At 72.7% G+C, this 17,448-nt stretch carries 18 protein-coding genes; 10 read left to right on the plus strand and 8 right to left on the minus strand.

Annotated features, from left to right (window positions below; translation table 11 throughout):
* Window positions 1-51: 51 nt before the first annotated feature.
* Window positions 52-627 (plus strand): TetR/AcrR family transcriptional regulator, encoded by a 576-nt coding sequence (locus ACZ6AA_RS39690; RefSeq protein WP_471463320.1) that lies wholly within the window; start codon window positions 52-54, stop codon window positions 625-627.
* Here the strand turns inward: ACZ6AA_RS39690 and ACZ6AA_RS39695 are convergent.
* Entirely contained in the window at window positions 624-4,352 is a 3,729-nt protein-coding gene (locus ACZ6AA_RS39695; RefSeq protein ID WP_471463322.1) for an AfsR/SARP family transcriptional regulator, read from the minus strand. The genes ACZ6AA_RS39690 and ACZ6AA_RS39695 overlap by 4 nt on opposite strands.
* Before the next feature lie 128 nt (window positions 4,353-4,480).
* Between ACZ6AA_RS39695 and ACZ6AA_RS39700 the strand changes: the two genes are divergently transcribed.
* Window positions 4,481-4,867 (plus strand): hypothetical protein, encoded by a 387-nt coding sequence (locus ACZ6AA_RS39700; RefSeq protein ID WP_471463324.1) that lies wholly within the window; start codon window positions 4,481-4,483, stop codon window positions 4,865-4,867.
* 68 nt (window positions 4,868-4,935) lie between these two features.
* Here the strand turns inward: ACZ6AA_RS39700 and ACZ6AA_RS39705 are convergent, their stop codons facing one another.
* Window positions 4,936-5,877 (minus strand): LysR family transcriptional regulator, encoded by a 942-nt coding sequence (locus ACZ6AA_RS39705; protein WP_471463326.1) that lies wholly within the window; start codon window positions 5,875-5,877, stop codon window positions 4,936-4,938.
* Between the two features lie 101 nt (window positions 5,878-5,978).
* Here ACZ6AA_RS39705 and ACZ6AA_RS39710 point away from each other — a divergent pair, with 101 nt between their 5' ends.
* The 3 genes from ACZ6AA_RS39710 to ACZ6AA_RS39720 all read left to right on the plus strand — a co-directional run bounded on the left by ACZ6AA_RS39710 (window position 5,979) and on the right by ACZ6AA_RS39720 (window position 8,898).
* Window positions 5,979-7,247, plus strand: coding sequence for an MFS transporter (locus ACZ6AA_RS39710; RefSeq protein ID WP_471463328.1), 1,269 nt, complete (start codon window positions 5,979-5,981; stop codon window positions 7,245-7,247).
* Window positions 7,244-8,200: an ornithine cyclodeaminase family protein gene (locus ACZ6AA_RS39715; protein ID WP_471463330.1), complete on the plus strand. Its 957-nt coding sequence runs from the start codon at window positions 7,244-7,246 to the stop codon at window positions 8,198-8,200. The genes ACZ6AA_RS39710 and ACZ6AA_RS39715 overlap by 4 nt, the downstream gene beginning before the upstream one ends.
* 80 nt (window positions 8,201-8,280) lie before the next feature.
* Window positions 8,281-8,898 (plus strand): hypothetical protein, encoded by a 618-nt coding sequence (locus ACZ6AA_RS39720; protein ID WP_471463332.1) that lies wholly within the window; start codon window positions 8,281-8,283, stop codon window positions 8,896-8,898.
* Here the strand turns inward: ACZ6AA_RS39720 and ACZ6AA_RS39725 are convergent.
* Together ACZ6AA_RS39725 and ACZ6AA_RS39730 are read right to left on the minus strand one after the other, a co-directional pair.
* Window positions 8,858-9,079, minus strand: coding sequence for a DUF397 domain-containing protein (locus tag ACZ6AA_RS39725; RefSeq protein ID WP_471463334.1), 222 nt, complete (start codon window positions 9,077-9,079; stop codon window positions 8,858-8,860). The genes ACZ6AA_RS39720 and ACZ6AA_RS39725 overlap by 41 nt on opposite strands.
* Window positions 9,061-9,903, minus strand: coding sequence for a helix-turn-helix domain-containing protein (locus tag ACZ6AA_RS39730; protein ID WP_468450183.1), 843 nt, complete (start codon window positions 9,901-9,903; stop codon window positions 9,061-9,063). Before ACZ6AA_RS39730 ends, ACZ6AA_RS39725 begins: the two co-directional genes overlap by 19 nt.
* A 265-nt stretch (window positions 9,904-10,168) precedes the next feature.
* On the opposite strand from ACZ6AA_RS39730, the gene ACZ6AA_RS39735 reads away from it, so the two are divergent.
* The 3 genes from ACZ6AA_RS39735 (at window position 10,169) to ACZ6AA_RS39745 (ending at window position 12,113) form a co-directional block, all read left to right on the plus strand.
* Window positions 10,169-10,384: a hypothetical protein gene (locus ACZ6AA_RS39735; RefSeq protein ID WP_468449637.1), complete on the plus strand. Its 216-nt coding sequence runs from the start codon at window positions 10,169-10,171 to the stop codon at window positions 10,382-10,384.
* Between the two features lie 92 nt (window positions 10,385-10,476).
* The gene (gene recO, locus ACZ6AA_RS39740; RefSeq protein ID WP_030357672.1) at window positions 10,477-11,226 is read left to right on the plus strand and encodes a DNA repair protein RecO; all 750 of its coding nucleotides are present in this window, start codon (window positions 10,477-10,479) and stop codon (window positions 11,224-11,226) included.
* Between the two features lie 65 nt (window positions 11,227-11,291).
* The gene (locus tag ACZ6AA_RS39745) at window positions 11,292-12,113 is read left to right on the plus strand and encodes an isoprenyl transferase (RefSeq protein ID WP_468450181.1); all 822 of its coding nucleotides are present in this window, start codon (window positions 11,292-11,294) and stop codon (window positions 12,111-12,113) included.
* Between the two features lie 88 nt (window positions 12,114-12,201).
* On the opposite strand, the gene ACZ6AA_RS39750 is transcribed toward ACZ6AA_RS39745, so the two are convergent.
* The 4 genes from ACZ6AA_RS39750 to ACZ6AA_RS39765 form a co-directional block, all read right to left on the minus strand.
* Window positions 12,202-12,618, minus strand: a complete 417-nt coding sequence (locus ACZ6AA_RS39750; protein ID WP_468449636.1) for a Fur family transcriptional regulator — start codon at window positions 12,616-12,618, stop codon at window positions 12,202-12,204.
* Between the two features lie 103 nt (window positions 12,619-12,721).
* Complete coding sequence (locus tag ACZ6AA_RS39755; protein WP_471463336.1) at window positions 12,722-13,615, minus strand: metal ABC transporter permease; 894 nt, start codon at window positions 13,613-13,615, stop codon at window positions 12,722-12,724.
* Window positions 13,616-13,625: 10 nt separating this feature from the next.
* The gene (locus tag ACZ6AA_RS39760) at window positions 13,626-14,402 is read right to left on the minus strand and encodes a metal ABC transporter ATP-binding protein (protein WP_468449634.1); all 777 of its coding nucleotides are present in this window, start codon (window positions 14,400-14,402) and stop codon (window positions 13,626-13,628) included.
* Between the two features lie 41 nt (window positions 14,403-14,443).
* Window positions 14,444-15,457 carry a metal ABC transporter substrate-binding protein gene (locus ACZ6AA_RS39765; protein WP_471463338.1) on the minus strand — a complete coding sequence of 338 codons (1,014 nt, stop codon included), beginning with the start codon at window positions 15,455-15,457 and terminating at the stop codon, window positions 14,444-14,446.
* Window positions 15,458-15,713: 256 nt separating this feature from the next.
* Between ACZ6AA_RS39765 and ACZ6AA_RS39770 the strand changes: the two genes are divergently transcribed.
* Together ACZ6AA_RS39770 and ACZ6AA_RS39775 are read left to right on the plus strand one after the other, a co-directional pair.
* A complete protein-coding gene (locus ACZ6AA_RS39770; RefSeq protein WP_030357666.1) occupies window positions 15,714-17,093 on the plus strand; it encodes a glycine--tRNA ligase in 1,380 nt (459 codons plus the stop codon).
* A 75-nt stretch (window positions 17,094-17,168) separates the two neighbouring features.
* On the plus strand, window positions 17,169-17,384 hold the full coding sequence (locus ACZ6AA_RS39775) for a hypothetical protein (RefSeq protein ID WP_468449632.1): 216 nt from the start codon (window positions 17,169-17,171) through the stop codon (window positions 17,382-17,384).
* The last annotated feature ends 64 nt before the right edge of the window (window positions 17,385-17,448 follow it).

Genomic DNA, 17,448 nt, shown 5'->3' on the forward strand with positions numbered 1-17,448 from the left:
TCGGTCCGCTTAACGATACGGACCGCCGGTCCGCTTTGTAAAGGTGTCCCCATGACAGAACGCAAGGCGCGCGCCGACGCGGCGCGCAACCGCGAGGCCGTACTCGCCGCCGCCGACGAGCTGTTCGCGCGCAGCGACAGCCCGCGCGGGGTGTCCATGGAGCAGGTCGCGGCCGCGGCGGGCGTCGGCAAGGGCACCCTGTTCCGCCGCTTCGGCGACCGCACCGGCCTGATCCGCGCGGTGTTCACGGCCCGCAGCGAGGCGCTGCGCGCCGCCGTCGGGTCGGGCCCGCCGCCGCTCGGCCCCGGCGGCCCCGCCCACGACCGGGTGCCCGCCCTCCTGGACGCCCTCCTCGACTTCAAGCTCGGCAACCGCCATCTGTCCCTGGCCCTGGAGGAGTCGGGCGGCGGCAGCCCGTACGAGGCGGAGCACTACGGCTGGTGGCACGGCGTCCTGCGGGACGCCCTCGCGGCGACGGCGACGGTGCCCGACGCCGACTACGCCTCCCACGCGCTGCTCGCGGCCGTGCGGGCGGACCTCGTCGAGCACTTGGTGGCGGTGGAGGGAATGTCGGGGGAGGAGATCCGGGGGCGGCTCGGGGAGTACGTGGGGAAGGTGCTGCGCTAGCGCGGGGTCCGGCCGTGCAGGGGTATCTCCGCGTACAGCGCCGAGGCCGCCTCCTCCTCCGCCCGAGCCGCCTCCGGCCGCCCGGTGTCCCGCAGCAGCGCGGCCAGTTCCGTGCGCGTCTCGGCCTCGCCGTGCCGGTCCAGGATCCGCCGACGGAGGGCGAGCGCTGCGCGGAGGTGCCGCTCGGCCTCCTCCGGGCGCTCCAGGTGCGCCGCGGCGCAGCCCATCCCGTGCCGGGCCATGGCCTCCGTGTGGGGCTCGCGGATCCGCTCGGCGACGGCGGCGGCCCGCCGGAACCAGACCTCGCCCGCCTCCTGACCGTCCCCACCGCAGCCGTCGACACCACCGACGCCGACGCCGTCCCCGCCGCAGCCGTCGATACCACCGACGCCGCCACCGACGCCGTCCCCGCCATGGACCAGCGCGAGGCCCACGGCGATCATCGCCCAGGCCTCCCCGTGCGGATTGCCGATGGCCTGCGCGAGCCCGAGCGACTCCCGGGCGAGACGCTCGCAGGCGGCCGCGTCGCTCTGGTTGAGGGCGACCAGGGCGAGCCCGAGCAGCCCGCTCGACTCGCAGTGCCGGTCGCCGTGGCTCCGGGACAGGCCGAGCCCCTGGCGCAGCAGGCCCGCCGCCTCGTCGTCGCGGCGCAGTCGCAGGCACAGATGGCCGAGTGAGGTCAGCGACCACGCCTCGGTGTTGCGGTTGCCGGTGCCCGCGCACAGGGCGAGCGCCTCGCGCAGTTCGGCCTCGCCGCGGCCGTACCGGCCCGTGACCCAGTGCAGATACCCGAGCCGCTGCAGCAGCGCGGCCTCGCCCTGCCGGTCGCAGGTGTCCCGGAAGGCGGCCAGTGCGCGCAGGCAGTGCTCGCGGGCCTGCTCCGGCCTCCCGAGGTGCCACTCGGCGAGGCCGAGCCCACCGCGCGCGAGGGCCTGCCCGCGCCGGTCGCTGATCTCCTCGAACAGCGCGAGCGCGCGCCGGTGGTGGCGGGCGCACTCCCCGTAGTTCCCGAAGGCCCAGTGCGCCAACCCCAGGTTGCTGATCTCGATGGCGTGTCTGCGTACGTCCCCGAGTCGCCGGAACAGCGCGAGGGCGCGCCGGTGCTGGGCCGCGCTGCGGTGATGTGTCCGGCCCGTGAACCAGTCGCTCAGGCCGAGCCCCGCGAGCGAGCACGCCTCGCCGTGCCGGTCGCCCGTCTCCCGGAACACCGAGAGCGCCAGGTGGTGCTGCTCCGCGCTCTCCCGGTGCCGCCCGCGTGCCCCGTGCGTCCGGCCGAGGGCGCACCGCGCCTCGGCCGCCCCGTGCGCGTCACCGGCCTCCTCGGACACGGCAAGGGCACGCAGATGCTGCTCCGCCGCCTCGTCGTGCCGGCCGAGGCCGTCGTACACGGTGCCGATGTCGCGCAGGGAGCGGGCCTGCCGGGCGAGGTCACCGGACCGCAGGGCCGCCGCCAGGCCGAGGCGGAGGCCCGCGAGGCTGTCCGTCCCGTAGGCGTGCAGCCCCAGGAAGGAGTGGGCCGCGGCGGCGAGCCGCCAGGTGCAGTCGTGCCAGTCGCGGCGCGCGGCCTCCTCGGTGACCGCCGTCAGGTTGGCGCGTTCCTGTCCCAGCCACTCCAGGGCCGCCGCGGCCGAGGCCGGTTCCGGCCCGGGGGGCCGCGGCCCGTCGGCCGCGGCCCCCCGCCAGGGTTCGAGCCGCCGCCGCGCGCCCTCGGCGGCGTCGCAGTACCACCGGGCGAGCCGCAGGACGGCGGCCGTACGGGACTCCTCGGAGTCCTCGGCGTGGGTGCGGCCGTGCGCATACAGGCGCAGCAGGTCGTGGTGGCGGTAGCGGCCGTGCGCGTAGCTCTGCAGCAGATGCTCGTCGAGGAGGGCCTCCAGGAGGTCCTCGGCCGTGTCACGGTCCGTGCCGAGCAGCGCGGCGGCCGACTCCGGGGTGCAGTCGGTGCCGGGGTGCAGGGCGAGGATGCGGAAGGCCCGGCGCGGGCGCTCGGTCAGCGACTCGTACGACAGCGCGAAGGCGGCGTCCACCGTCCGCCCGCCGACGGCGAGTCGGCGCAGCCTGCCCTCGTCGGCCTCCAGGCGCCGGGCCAGGTCCGCCGTGGACCAGGACGGCCGGGTGCGCAGGCGGCGCCCGGCCAGGGACACGGCCAGCGGCAGGTGGCCGCAGAGCTCGGCGATCCGCAGGAGCGCGTCGCCGGACCCGGAGTCCGTCGGGGGCTTCGTCCCGGGGTGCTCCGAGAGGGGTGCCCCGGGCCGATCCCGTTCCGCGACGCGGTCGATCAGCGCGGCGGCCTCCTTCGGGCTGAAGGGGGCGAGGCGTGTGCTGCGGGCGCCGTCGAGCCCGCCGAGGACGCGCCGGCTCGTGATCAGCAGCAGACACGATCCGGTGCCGGGCAGCAGGGGCCGCACCTGCTCCTCGTCGGCCGCGTCGTCGAGGACCACCAGGGCCCGTCGGCCCGCGAGCCGGTCGCGGTACAGGGCGGCCCGGGCGTCGAGCTGCTCGGGGACGAGGTCTCCCGGTACGCCGAGCAGGCGCAGGAAGTCCTCCAGGACGCGGGCGGGGTCGGCGGGGGCCCGGTCCGGTGAGAATCCCTTCAGGTCGGCCCACAGCTGGACGTCCGCGAAGTGGCCCTGGGCGACGAGCCGATGGGCGGCGTGGACGGCGAGGCGGGTCTTGCCGACACCCGCCATGCCCTCGACGACCGCGACGATCACGCCGGTGCGGCCCGGGTCGGCGGTGCCGTCGGTGGCGCCCCGGCCGTCCACCAGCTCCCACAGCGCGCGCAGCTCCGCCTCGCGGCCCGTGAACTCCGGGAGGTCCATGGGGAGTTGGCGCAGCGCCTGGACGGCGTCCAGGGCGGGGCGCGGTTCCTGGGCGGTGTCCGTGGTGTCCGTGGTGGCCTGGTCCGCGGCCGCGCCCGGCCAGGCCAAGGACGGTGCCGACGCCAGGATCCGCCCGTGCAGCTCCTGCGCCTCCGCCCCCGGGTCCACCCCCAGCTCCTCGCGCAGCCCACGCCGCATCCGCTGGTACGCGCCGAGGGCGTCCCCCTGCCGTCCGCACCGGTACAGGGCCAGCATCAGCAGCGCCGCGAACCGCTCACGCAGCGGGAAGTCGCCGACCAGGCGCATCAGTTCGGGTACGACCTCCTGGTGGCGCCCCAGGTCCAGGTCGGCCTGGATCCGTTCCTCCAGGGCGGCGGCCCGCAGCTCCGCGAGCCGCTCGCGCTCCGCGTCCAGGAAGACGCTCGACACGTCGGCGAGGGCGGGGGTGCCCGGGCCGTGCCACAGGCCGAGGGCCGCGCGGAGCTCCTCCGCGGCCCGTGCCGCGTCCCCGCGGGCCCGTGCGGCGCGGCCCCGGCCGACCCCGCGCTCGAAGGCGGCCAGGTCGACGTCGTCGGGGCCGACGTCGAGGACGTATCCGCTGTCGGACCAGTTCAGGACCCCCGAGGGCGACCTGGGGCCGCGCTCGGGTTCCAGGGTGCGGCGCAGCGCCGAGACGTACTTCTGCAACTGCGGGACCGCGTACGCCGGGGCGGGCTCGCCCCAGACCGCCCGGACGAGCTGGTCGCGGGCGACGGGGCGGCCCCTCCCGAGGAGCAGCACGGCGGCGACGGATCGCTGCCGCGGCGCCCCCAGGTCCAGGGCCCGATCGCCCCGCCGGGCCCGGACGGGCCCCAGGAGCGCGAACCGCAACCGCCCGGCCTCCTCTAAGTCATCCGATCCCAACGGAACACCTTCCGCGTCGCGTTCGAGTCGCCGTGTATCGGCGACTGCCCAGTGCGCCGCCCAGCGATTCGCCCAACCGTCCCGAGAACACTAGTGAGCCGACGGGGACACACGACGAAGGGGCCTTGATGAGGTACGGGTACGGACGGAAGTCGCTGGAGGCCGTGGCCGTCTGCGCCGTCGCCACGGCGATGCTCACGTTCTCGGCGGGCTCGGCGCTCGCGGACAACCACCAGACGATTGCGCCCCAGCGTGCGGCGTCGGCGTCGGCGTCGACCCCCGGGGCCGACCCGGCGGCCGCCTCGTTCCGGTGCGAGTACGTAGGCAGCAAGTACGGTAAGACGAAGCGGAAGGCTCCCATCCGAGTGGGAATGTCGAAGCGCGCACACGTCAAAGTGATGGTCCCCAAGGGCAAGAAGGTCCTCTACACCGAGCGGTGCGTCAGCTCCAAGGGCACGCACTGGGTGAAGACGGCCTCGTGGGCGCGGGGCTATCTGTACATCGCCCACATCTAGGGGCGCCCGGGGCTCCGGCCCCGGGGCATCCGAAGACCGGCCGGCGATCCGCTCCGGGGGGAGCGTCATCAGCGGATCGTCGGCCCCCACTCCCGCGCCAGCGCCACCGCGAGCGCCCGGAAGATCCGCACCTCCGGGTTGTCGTCGGCCGCGCGGACGGCGAGGTAGCTGCTCTCCCAGGGGGCGTCGAGCACGGGTACGAAGACGGCGCCCGGCCAGGCGTAGTAGCGGGCGAAGGACTTCAGGCCCGAGCCCGCCGCGCGGCCCATGATGACGCTGGTCAGGACCTCCTGCGGGGTGACGGCGAAGTCGGGGCCGCGGCGGCTGCCCGCCTCGTCGAAGTACAGATAGTCCGTGAAGGGGCGCGGGGTGTGCCCGGGGACGCGTACGAACGGCAGGTCGGCGACGTCCGCGACGGTGACGCCGGTCGCGTGGGCGTCGGCGAGGGCCGCGTGCGCGGGGACGGCGACGATGCGCTGCTCGGTGGTGAGGACGTCCGCGGTGACGCGCTCGTCGTCCGGGGTGGGCCGCACGAAGGCGACGTCGACGCGGTCCTCGACGAGGGCCGACGAGTGCTCCGTGAAGTCCAACTGGCTGATCTCGACGGGGACTTCGGGCCGGGCCCGGCGGTAGGCGTTGATGGCCGCCGGGGTCAGCTCGGCGGAGCCGTGGCCCATGATGCCGACGCGCAAGGGGCGCTCGGCCGCGCGGGCGGCGCCGGTCGGGCCGATGTCGGCCGGGGAGGTCAGGTCGGCCAGGTCGTCGAGGGCCGCGTTGGACGCCGCGAGGAGCGTGCGGGCGTGCCCGGCGAGGCGCTCACCTGCCGGGGTGGGGGCCACCGGGGCGCGGTACAGGAGCAGGGTGCCGAGGTCGCTCTCCAGACGCCGCACATGCGCGGTCACCGCCGGGGGCGACAGGAAGAGCCGGGCCGCGGCCCGCCCGAAGTGCCCCTCTTCCGCGACCGCCAGGAACGACGCGAGGAGCCGCAGGTCGAGGGGGGAGGAGGTCATGCCTTCCAGCGTAGGCGGCTTCCGGCGGGGTGCCCCGGTGGCGTTCAGGAATCGTGAACGGGGGCGGCGCGGGGCTGGCGGGGGCGCCTAGAACTGGGTGCATGAGCACTGAAGCATCCGCCGTCTCACCTGCGCGAACACCCGCGCCCGCGACAGCAGGGCCGGGGTCGCCCCCGGCGCCGCCCGCCGCCCGCCCGGGCACCTCCCGGTACGGGGCACGCGCCGCCTGGATGATGCTCGCCTCCGGCTGGAGCGCCAACCAGTTCTCGGCGCTCCTCGGCGCCTACCGCTCCGAGCTGGGCCTCTCCGAGTCGGCGGTCACGGGGCTGTTCGCGGTGTATGTCGTCGGCCTCATCCCCGGCCTGCTCGTCGCCGGGCCCCTCGCGGACCGCCGGGGCCGCCGCCGCATCGCGCTGGGCGCGCTGGCCCTGAACCTGCTGTCGACGCTGCTGCTGACCCTGGGGGCGGGGGCCACGGGGTGGCTGCTGCCGGGGCGCTTCCTCACCGGCGTGAGCGCGGGTGTCCTTCTCGCCGCGGGCAGCGCCTGGATCAAGGAGCTGTCGTCCCCGCCGTACGCCGCCCCGGACACCTCCGCATCGACAGCCTCCCGCCGAGCAGGCCTCTACGTCTCAGCGGGCTTCGCCTCGGGCGGCCTCGCAGCAGCCCTCATCGCACAGTGGGCCCCACACCCGATGGTGACGGCGTACGTTCCCCACATACTCCTGGCCACGGGTGCGTGGCTGGCGGCGCGGACCGCACCGGAGACCCACGCGGGGGCCCGGCCCCCGGCCGCCGCCGAGTCCCCCCGTGTCCCGCGGAGCCTCCGCCGCACCGTGCTCTCCCTCGCCCCCTGGGTCTTCGTGGCACCCACGCTGGGTTTCGTCACGCTCCCCGGGCTCGTGCACGCGGGCCTCCTCTACACCGGCGCGGCCACCGCCGTGGTCCCGGGAACCGGCCTCCTGGTCCAGCCCCTTGCCCGCCGCGCGGCGGCGAGCCGCCATGGAGCCGCGACCGCGGGCCTCGTGGCCATCACCCTCGGCCTCGTCCTCGCCGCCTGGGCGGCCCACACCGGTTCCCAGCCGTGGGGGATGGCCGCGGCGGCCGTCCTGGGCGCGGGCTACGGCTTCACCCTCACCCACGGCCTCACCCAGGTCGCCGCCGCCGCGCCGCCGCACGGCCTGGCCCGCCTCACGTCCTACTTCTGGACAGCCGCGTACACGGGCATGTTCGCCCCCTACGCGGTCACCCTCCTCACGGACCACACGCCCCTCACACCCCCGCAGACCCTGACCGCCGCGGCGGCCCTGGCTGTCGTGACCTGCGTGACCCTCCCCCTCCTCGACAGCTCTCCTGGCACGATCGACGCATGACCCGCGTCCTCACCCACTCCGACCTCACCGCCCTCCTCGACCCCGCCGCCTGCCTCGACGCGCTCGCGGACGGTTTCCGGGTGGCGGACGAGGTGTCGATCGCCGGGCAGCGGGTGCGTACGGACCTGCCGTTTCCCGGTACGGCGACGGCGCTCATCCCCGGGCTCCTGCCCGGCGTCGACGCGTACACCGTGAAGGTCAACGCCAAGTTCCCCGCCGCGCGGCCCGCGTTGCGTGGGGTGATCTGTCTGTACAGCGGCGCGGACGGCGAGTTGCTGGCGCTCATCGACTCGGCGACGGTCACCGCGTGGCGCACGGGCCTCGCGGCCGCGCTCGGTACGCACGCGCTGGCCGCCCCCGACCCCTCGGGCACCGCGGTGCTCGGGGTGGTGGGCGCGGGCGCGCAGGCGGAGCTGATGGTGCGCGGGCTGCGTGCGCTGCGTCGCTTCAGTGGCCTTGCCGTGTACGACACGGACGCGGACCGCGCCGCCGACTTCGCCGCCCGCCACGGCGGCCAGGTGTCCGCGTCCGCCGCCGACGTGTCCGCCCTCGCCGACGTGGTCCTCCTCGCCACCTGGTCCCGCACCCCCCTCCTCGGCCCGGCCGACACCCGCCCCGGCCAGCACCTCACCACCCTCGGCGCCGACGAGCCCGGCAAGCAGGAGCTGGCCGGGGGCCTGTTGCGGGACGCCCACCTCGTCGTGGACGACCGTGAACTGGCGGCGTCCATGGGCGCGTTGGCCGCCGCCGGGCTGCCCGCTTCGGCCGCCGACGCCACCCTCGGCGAGGTGCTGCGCGGCGAGCGGCCCGCCGCCCACGCGGACGGCACCCCGGCCGTCCGCTCCGTCTACGCGCCCGTCGGCCTGCCCTGGCAGGACCTCGCCCTGTCCTGGCTCGCCTTCCGGGAGGCGGAACGGCTCGGCGTCGGCGCGCGCGTCGATCTCCTGGGCTGACCCCGGGTCCGCCGCGCGGCGGAGGCGCTTCGCCCCGGTGGGCGATCCGGGCGGCGGGGCGTGATCGCCAGGCTGGTCCCATGACGACGACCGACACCCCTACCGAAGTCACCCGTACCGAACTCCCGCCCCCACCCGGCCGGCTGCGCACCTGCTGGGCCGCCGCCCACGCCCGCGCCGACGGCGTCCCCCAGTGGGCGTGGCTGGCCGCGCTCGCCGTACCGCTGACCGTGCTGCCCTCGGGTGTCTGGCGCATCGTGGGCTGGTTCCTCGACGAGAGCAGCCACGACAAGCGGGGTGACCTCCCGGCGTGGGTGCCCGGGTGGTCCTACATGCTGTTCCTGTCCCTCGTCTCCGAGTTGCTCGCCTTCACGGCGGTGGGGCTCGTCACGCGGTGGGGCGAGGTGTTCCCGCGCTGGGTGCCGTTCCTGCGCGGGCGGGCGGTGCCGACGATGGCGGCGGTCGTCCCGGCGGCGATCGGCGCCGTGCTGGTCACGGCACTGTGGACGGGCGCGTTCGTGGCGGAGGCGGCGGGGGTCACGATCACGGGGGAGGAGCTCTCCGACGACTACCCGACCCGCCAGGGCCCGTGGCAGGCCGCGGCCCTCTACGTGACTTACGCGCCGTTGTTGCTGTGGGGGCCCTTGCTGGGGGCGGTCACCTGGGCGTACTGGCGCCGCCGCCGCACACAGCGGTGAGGAAGGTGGTCCAGGCGGGGGCGCCTATGAGGACGACGGGGCCGTCGTCGGGGTTGGTTTTGCTGTCGCGGACGGGGACGAGGCCGGGGAGCCCGGCGGCCACTTCGACGCACTCGCCGCCTTCGCCGTTGCTGTGGCTGCTCTTGCGCCAGCAGGCGTTGCTCAGGTCGTACTCGCGCATCGTCTGAAGTCCTTAGCCGCCGACTCGACCAGGGCGAGGGACACCTCCGGCGACAGCGCGGCGCCCCTGAGCAGATCGTATGCGCGCTGTGCCCGCTTCACCACCGCCGGATCGTCCAGCAAGTCGCCTGAAAACGACGTCTCTGTATAGAGGGTCGGCGGCGCGTCATCGAACTCCATCAGCTGGAGCATTGCTGCCATCGACGCACACGCTCCGTGTGCGCGGGGGACCACAGCCAGCAGCACCGTTCGTTCCCGCGCCAACGTGGCGATGTGCTCCAACTGCTCTGCCATGGCAACGGGTCCGCCGACGGGCACGAGCAGCGCGTTCTCGTGCAGGATCGCCCAATACTCGGGCCTTGTAGCGTCCTTCAGGATGTGGGACCGCTCCAACCGCGCGGATACCCGCTCGTTCACGTGCTCGTCCGTGACGAACGGATTGGCAGCGAGTGTGACCGCCTGCGCGTAGGGGGCGGTCTGCAGCAGTCCTGGGATCACCGACGGCGCGAACTGGCAGATCTTGGTCGCCGTCCGCTCCAGCTCGACGACTTCGGCGAAATAATCGGCATACCGCTTGTCATCGATCAGCTTGCGCCACATGCGCTCGAAAAAGCCCGCGGTTTGCAGAACTGCGTCAATCCGCTGGGCCACATCCAACTGCGGCTTACGAATAGCCTGTTCGAACTGGCCGATGTACCCGCCCGACACAAAAACCCGCGCACCCAGCTCCACCTGCGTGAACGCGGCCTCCTCGCGCCGTCGTTTGAGTTCGGCGCCGAAGAACTCCCACGCGGCCTGCCGGGATCCATGAGCACCTTTGGCCATGGATGAACTCCCCTCCTCAGCCTCGCACTTGTAGCGCACAGACTCCTGCCGAGTGTAGGCGGACCGCGTCATCGTGGAGACAAGAAGCGTGAAATCCGATGGCAAAGGGGAGCCACGTGACGGCGATTAACGCCGCAGGCCACCGGCACTCCGCGGGTTGCCTCGAAGAGGTGGAGGAAACAGTGGAAGAATTGCGCGCCGCCCCGGGTCGGACGGGAATTTCTCCGGCGAAAGCGGCCGGGCACGGCCGTGGGGCGGTGACCGCATGAGGCTGCCGATCGGCACATACGCGGTGGACACGAGGTCGGGCAAGGTGGGCCGGGTGATGGGCCACGAGGGCCCGTACGTACAGCTGCGGCCGTACGGGGGCGGCCGCGAGTGGGACTGCGTCCCGGAGGCCCTGAGGACGGCGACGAGCGCGGAGCGGCTGCGCGCGGCGACGGCGTACGCGAACGCGCGAAGCCGCGGCGAGGTGCCTTGACGGAGGGCGGTCGGCGCCCGCTCGGCAGGGGGGCGGGCGCCCCGCCCTGAACCCGGGGCCGTCGCGGGGGCGGCGTACGGGAGAATGGGCCCATGAGCCTGTTCCGTGACGACGGTGTGGTGCTGCGCACCCAGAAGCTGGGTGAGGCGGACCGCATCATCACGCTGCTCACGCGCGGGCACGGACGCGTGCGGGCCGTGGCCCGGGGGGTGCGGCGGACGAAGTCCAAGTTCGGGGCGCGCCTGGAACCCTTCTCGCACGTGGACGTGCAGTTCTTCGCGCGGGGCAGCGAACTGGTCGGCCGCGGGCTCCCGTTGTGTACGCAGAGTGAGACGATCGCTCCGTACGGTAGCGGGATCGTCACGGACTACGCCCGGTACACCGCCGGGACGGCCATGCTGGAGACGGCGGAGCGGTTCACCGACCACGAGGGCGAGCCCGCGGTGCAGCAGTATCTGCTGCTCGTCGGCGGCCTGCGCACCCTCGCCCGCGGCGAGCACGAACCGCACCTCGTCCTCGACGCGTTCCTGCTCCGCTCCCTCGCCGTGAACGGCTACGCGCCCACGTTCAACGACTGCGCGAAGTGCGGCCTGCCCGGCCCCAACCGCTTCTTCTCCGTCGCCGCGGGCGGCTCGATTTGCGCCGACTGCCGGGTGCCGGGCAGCGTCGTGCCGTCGGCGGAGACCCTGACGCACCTCGGCGCGCTGCTCACCGGAGACTGGGCGACGGCCGACTCCTGCGAGGCCCGGCACGCCCGCGAGGGCAGCGGGCTCGTATCGGCCTATCTGCACTGGCACATGGAGCGCGGCCTGCGCTCGCTGCGGTACGTGGAGAAGAACTGACGCGGTACGCGGTACGTAGAGAAGAACTGACCGAGCTCAGCTAGGAGTGAGAGCCCCCGATGGCAGTGGCACGACGCGGAATCCTCGGACGGAGCCGCCGTGAGTACAAGGCGCCCGAGCCGCACCCCTCCGGCGCGCGCCCGCCGAAGATCCCCGGCGAGCTGGTCCCCAAGCACGTCGCCGTCGTCATGGACGGCAACGGCCGGTGGGCCAAGGACCGCGGCCTGCCGCGCACCGAGGGCCACAAGGTCGGCGAGGGCGTCGTCCTCGACGTCCTCAAGGGCTGCCTGGAGATGGGCGTCAAGAACCTCTCCCTGTACGCCTTCTCCACCGAGAACTGGAAGCGGTCGCCCGAAGAGGTCCGCTTCCTCATGAACTTCAACCGGGACGTCATCCGGCGCCGCCGGGACGAGATGGACGAGCTGGGCATCCGCATCCGCTGGGTGGGCCGTATGCCCAAGATGTGGAAGTCCGTCGTCCAGGAGCTCCAGGTCGCCCAGGAGCAGACCGTCAAGAACGACGCCATGACGCTGTACTTCTGCGTCAACTACGGGGGGCGTGCGGAGATCGCGGACGCCGCCCAGGCCATCGCGCGGGACGTCGCGGCGGGCAGGCTCGACCCGGGCAAGGTCAACGAGAAGACCTTCGCGAAGTACATGTACTACCCGGACATGCCGGACGTGGACCTCTTCCTGCGCCCCAGCGGCGAGCAGCGCACGTCCAACTACCTGATCTGGCAGTCCAGCTACGCCGAGATGGTCTTCCAGGACGTCCTGTGGCCCGACTTCGACCGCCGCGACCTGTGGCGCGCCTGCCTGGAGTACGCCTCCCGCGACCGCCGCTTCGGCGGGGCCATCCCGAACGAGGAGCAGATCGCCAACAGCTGATCAGGGGGTATGGGGGGGCACGAAGTGCCCCCCCATCACCTGAAAGGGCGGGCGGGTGGGGAGTGCGGGCCCACCACGGGCGGGCTGTTCAGGCCTGCGCCGCGCAGTCCTCGCACGTACCGAAGACCTCCACCGTGTGCGCCACGTTCACGAAGCCGTGCTCCGCGGCGATCGCCTCCGCCCACTTCTCCACCGCGGGGCCCTCGACCTCCACGGCCTTGCCGCAGACACGGCAGACCAGGTGGTGGTGGTGCTCGCCGGTCGAGCAGCGGCGGTAGACCGACTCGCCCTCGTTGGTGCGCAGCACGTCGACCTCGCCGGCGTCGGCGAGGGACTGGAGCGTGCGGTAGACCGTCGTCAGGCCCACGGAGTCACCGCGGTGCTTGAGCATGTCGTGGAGCTCCTGCGCACTGCGGAACTCGTCCACCTCGTCGAGCGCGGCCGCCACAGCGGCGCGCTGCCGGGTGGACCGGCCTCGTACGGGGGGTCCCGCAGCGGTCGTCACAGGTGCCTCCTAGCACTCGTAAGGACTCGTCCGCACTTCGTGGTGCGTCGTCTCTCGCCCGGCCATTGTGCCAGGTCGCTGCCGGACGGTGACCAGAGTGATCTCAGACAGTGACCTCGTCCGACGCCCCCCGCGCACCCGGCACATCCGCCGTGCAGGCCGCGTCGCGTGCCGCGGAGGCCCGTGCCCGTCTGCGCGCCAGCGGCGTCGCGAGCAGCGTGAGCACGATGAACACCCCGATCGTCAGGAGCACGATCGTCGCTCCGGGCGGCACGTCCTGGTAGTACGAGGTGACCGTGCCGCCGAGCGTCACGGAGATCCCGATGGCCACCGCGATCGCGAACGTCGCCGCGAAGCTCCGGGTGAGCTGCTGCGCCGCCGCCACCGGCACCACCATGAGCGCCGACACAAGCAGCAGGCCCACGACCCGCATGGCGACGGTGACCGTGACCGCCGCCGTGACGGCCGTCAGGAGGTTCAGGGCCCGCACCGGCAGACCCGTCACACGAGCGAACTCCTCGTCCTGGCTCACCGCGAACAACTGGCGGCGCAGACCGACCGTGACGAGGACCACGAACGCGGCGAGCAGACAGATCGCCGTCACGTCCTCCTCCGAGACCGTCGACAGCGAGCCGAAGAGGTAGGAGCTCAGGTTGGCGTTCGAGCCGCCCGGCGCGAGGTTGATCAGCATCACGCCGCCCGCCATGCCGCCGTAGAACAGCATCGCGAGGGCGATGTCGCCGCGCGTCTTGCCGTACCAGCGGATCAGCTCCATCGCGACAGCTCCGACCACCGCGACCGCCGTCGCCATCCACACCGGGGATGTGGAGAGCAGGAAGCCGAGGCCGACGCCCGTCATCGCGACATGGCCGATTCCGTCACCCATGAGGGCCTGGCGGCGCTGCATCAGATAGATGCCGACCGCGGGCGCCGTGACGCCGACGAGGGCGGCGGCGAGCAGCGCCCGCTGCATGAATTCGTAGTTCAGGAATTCCATCGCCGGGTCCTCAGGTGAGCAGGCCGGTGCGGACCGGGGCCGCGTCGGCGTCGTGCGGGTGGACGTGGTCGTGGCCGGGCAGCGCGTGCTGGCCGACGGCCTTGGGCGGCGGGCCGTCGTGCAGCACGCAGCCGTCGCGCAGGACGACCGCGCGGTCGATGAGCGGCTCCAGGGGGCCCAGCTCGTGCAGCACGAGCAGGACCGACGCGCCCTGCTCGACCTGGCGGCGCAGGGTGGCCGCGAGGACCTCCTGGCTGGCCAGGTCGACGCCCGCCATCGGCTCGTCCATGATCAGCAGCTCGGGCTCGGAGACCAGGGCGCGGGCGATCAGGACCCGCTGGTGCTGGCCGCCGGAGAGGGCGCTCACGGAGTCCTTGGCGCGGTCCGCCATGCCGACCTGCTCCAGGGCGTGCGCCACGGCCTCGCGGTCGGCCCTGCGCAGCACGCCGAAGCGGGCCCGCGAGAGCCGCCCGGACGTGACGACCTCGGTGACCGTGGCCGGGACGCCGCCCGCGGCCGTGGTGCGCTGCGGGACGTAGCCGACCCGCGCCCAGTCCCGGAACCGCCGCCGCGGCGTACCGAAGATCTCGACCGCGCCGCCGGTGACCGGGACCTGCCCGATGACCGTGCGCACGGCCGTGGACTTGCCGGAGCCGTTCGCGCCGAGCAGCGCGACCACCTCGCCGCGCGCCACGGTGAGGTCGATGCCGCGGAGCACCGGGCGGCCGCCCAGCTCCGCCGTCACCGCGCGCAGGGATATGACGGGCTCACTCTTGGCGTCGGCCATGGCGGATGCCTTCCGTGACGGTGACGGGCTGGTGGCGGGGGTCACTTGGCGCCGAGGGACTTCTGGAGGGCGGCGAGGTTGGACCGCATCACCTCGATGTAGTCGTCGCCCTTCGACTTGTCCGTGATGCCCTCGATCGGGTCGAGCACGGCCGTCTTGAGCTTCGCGTCCTTCGCGAGGGTCTTCGCGGTCTTGTCGCTGACCAGCGTCTCGTAGAACACGGTCGTGACGCCGTCGGCCTTCGCCATCTCCTGGAGGTCCTTGACGCGGTTCGCGCTGGGCTCGCTCTCCGGGTCCAGGCCGGAGATGGCCTCCTCGGTGAGGCCGTAGCGCTCGGCGAGGTAGCCGAAGGCGGCGTGCGTGGTGATGAAGACCTTCGACTTGGACGCGGTGTTCTTCAGGCCGTTCTTGAAGTCCGTGTCCAGGCCCTTGAGCCGCTTCACCAGGGCGGCGGTGTTCTTCTCGTACGTGGCCCTGTGGTCCGGGTCGGCCTTCGCGAAGGCCTTGCCGACGCCCTCGGCGACCTCGGCGTAGCGCACCGGGTCCAGCCAGATGTGGGGGTCCTTGCCGCCGGGGGTCTCGTGGCTGTGGCCCTCGTGGCCCTCTTCGCCGTGCTCCTCCTCGGAGCCGTGCTCGTCGTGCTCCTCGTGCTTGTCGGGGTGTCCGCCGACCTCGTTGCCGTGCTTCTCCATGCTGGTCAGCGAGGCGGCGTCGATCTTGGTCTTGATGCCGGACTGGCCGATGGCCTCGTCGACGGAGGGCTGCAGTCCCTTCAGGAAGAGCGCGGCGTCCGCGTTCTCCAGCTGCGCCGTCTGCTTGGCGCTGATCTCCAGGTCGTGCGGCTCCTGGCCGGGCTCGGTCAGCGTCGTCACCTCGACGTCGTCGCCGCCGATCTCCTTGGCCAGGAACTCCATGGGGTAGAACGACGCCACCACGTCCAGCTTGCCCTCGTTGTTCTTGTCCGCGGCGTCGGAGGAGCAGCCGGACAGGGCGGTGACGCCCAGGACCGTGGCGGTCGCGAGGGCGGCGGTGGGTATGAGGCGTCGTACGTTCATGACAGTCATTTTCAACAAAATTGGAAACCGTTGTCAACAAAGTGCCGATCTGTACACAACCGCTCGCGCTGAGCGATGGCTGTACGACCCACCCATCGCCGCCGCGCCCCGCCCCGCACGGCCGGAACCCGTCGCGAGCACAACCGATTTGATCCGAGGGGTACGGCCGCCGGTAATCTGAAGCATTCGCTCCTGAGGCATGCGCTTCGTCAGCCCCGAAGCGTGGCTTCGCCGTCGTCGTAATGAAGAGAGCACCGTGGCCGCCGACAAGATCGACACCATCGTCAGCCTGAGCAAGCGCCGAGGCTTCGTCTTTCCGTGCAGTGAGATCTACGGCGGCCAGCGCGCCGCCTGGGACTACGGACCCCTGGGCGTCGAGCTGAAGGAGAACCTCAAGCGCCAGTGGTGGCGCTACATGGTCACCTCGCGGGAAGACGTCGTCGGTATCGACTCGTCCGTGATCCTGGCCACCGACGTCTGGCAGGCCTCCGGCCACGTCGCGACCTTCACCGACCCGCTCACCGAGTGCACCTCCTGCCACAAGCGCTTCCGCGCGGACCACCTGGAGGAGGCCTTCGAGGAGAAGAAGGGCCGCGCCCCGGAGAGCCTCGCGGACATCAACTGCCCCAACTGCGGCACCAAGGGCCAGTTCACCGAGCCCAAGCAGTTCTCGGGTCTGCTGTCCACGCACCTCGGCCCCACCCAGGACAGCGGCTCCGTCGCCTACCTGCGGCCCGAGACCGCCCAGGGCATCTTCACCAACTTCGCCCAGGTCCAGACCACCTCCCGGCGCAAGCCCCCGTTCGGCATCGCCCAGATGGGCAAGTCCTTCCGCAACGAGATCACGCCCGGCAACTTCATCTTCCGCACCCGCGAGTTCGAGCAGATGGAGATGGAGTTCTTCGTCAAGCCGGGCGAGGACGAGAAGTGGCAGGAGTACTGGATGGAGCAGCGCTGGAACTGGTACACCGGCCTGGGCCTGCGCGAGGAGAACATGCGGTGGTACGAGCACCCGAAGGAGAAGCTCTCCCACTACTCCAAGCGCACCGCCGACATCGAGTACCGCTTCCAGTTCGGCGGCTCCGAGTGGGGTGAGCTGGAGGGCGTCGCCAACCGCACCGACTACGACCTGTCGGCGCACGCCAAGGCCTCCGGCCAGGACCTCTCCTACTTCGACCAGGAGGCCGGCGAGCGCTGGACTCCGTACGTCATCGAGCCCGCCGCCGGTGTCGGCCGCACGATGCTCGCCTTCATGCTCGACTCCTACGTCGAGGACGAGGCCCCCAACGCCAAGGGCAAGCTGGAGAAGCGCACGGTCATGCGCTTCGACCACCGCATCGCCCCGGTGAAGGTCGCCGTCCTGCCGCTGTCCCGCAACCCGGAGCTGTCCCCGAAGGCCAAGGGCCTCGCGACGGCGCTCCGGCAGAACTGGAACATCGAGTTCGACGACGCGGGCGCCATCGGCCGCCGCTACCGCCGCCAGGACGAGATCGGCACGCCGTACTGCGTGACGGTCGACTTCGACACCCTGGAGGACAACGCGGTGACCGTGCGCGAGCGCGACACCATGAAGCAGGAGCGGGTGTCCCTCGACCAGATCGAGGGCTACCTGGCGACGCGTCTCGTCGGCTGCTGACGTTCACGCTTTCTTGGCACGAAGGCCCCCGGTTCCGGCCACGGAACCGGGGGCCTTTGCTGCACACTGGGCGCCATGCCTTCGACGACCACGAGCAAGGTCAGCAGATGGGACCAGCACGGGCGCGAACATGTCGTCCATGTGCAAAAGGCGGGCGTGCAGCGGCAGTTGACCTGCGACACCTGCGGCTGGAGCCGCAAGGCCCAGTTCCTGCCGTGGCTCAAGGCGGAGGAACATCTGGCGCAGGAGCATCAGGCGACGGTGGATCCGTCGGGTTCCGCGGGCTCATAGGCAAGCCCCGAGCCCCCTAGGGGCACAGGGAACTGCGCGACCAGCCACAAGGCACCCGCCCCCG

Source organism: Streptomyces sp. NPDC040610 (assembly GCF_055594065.1).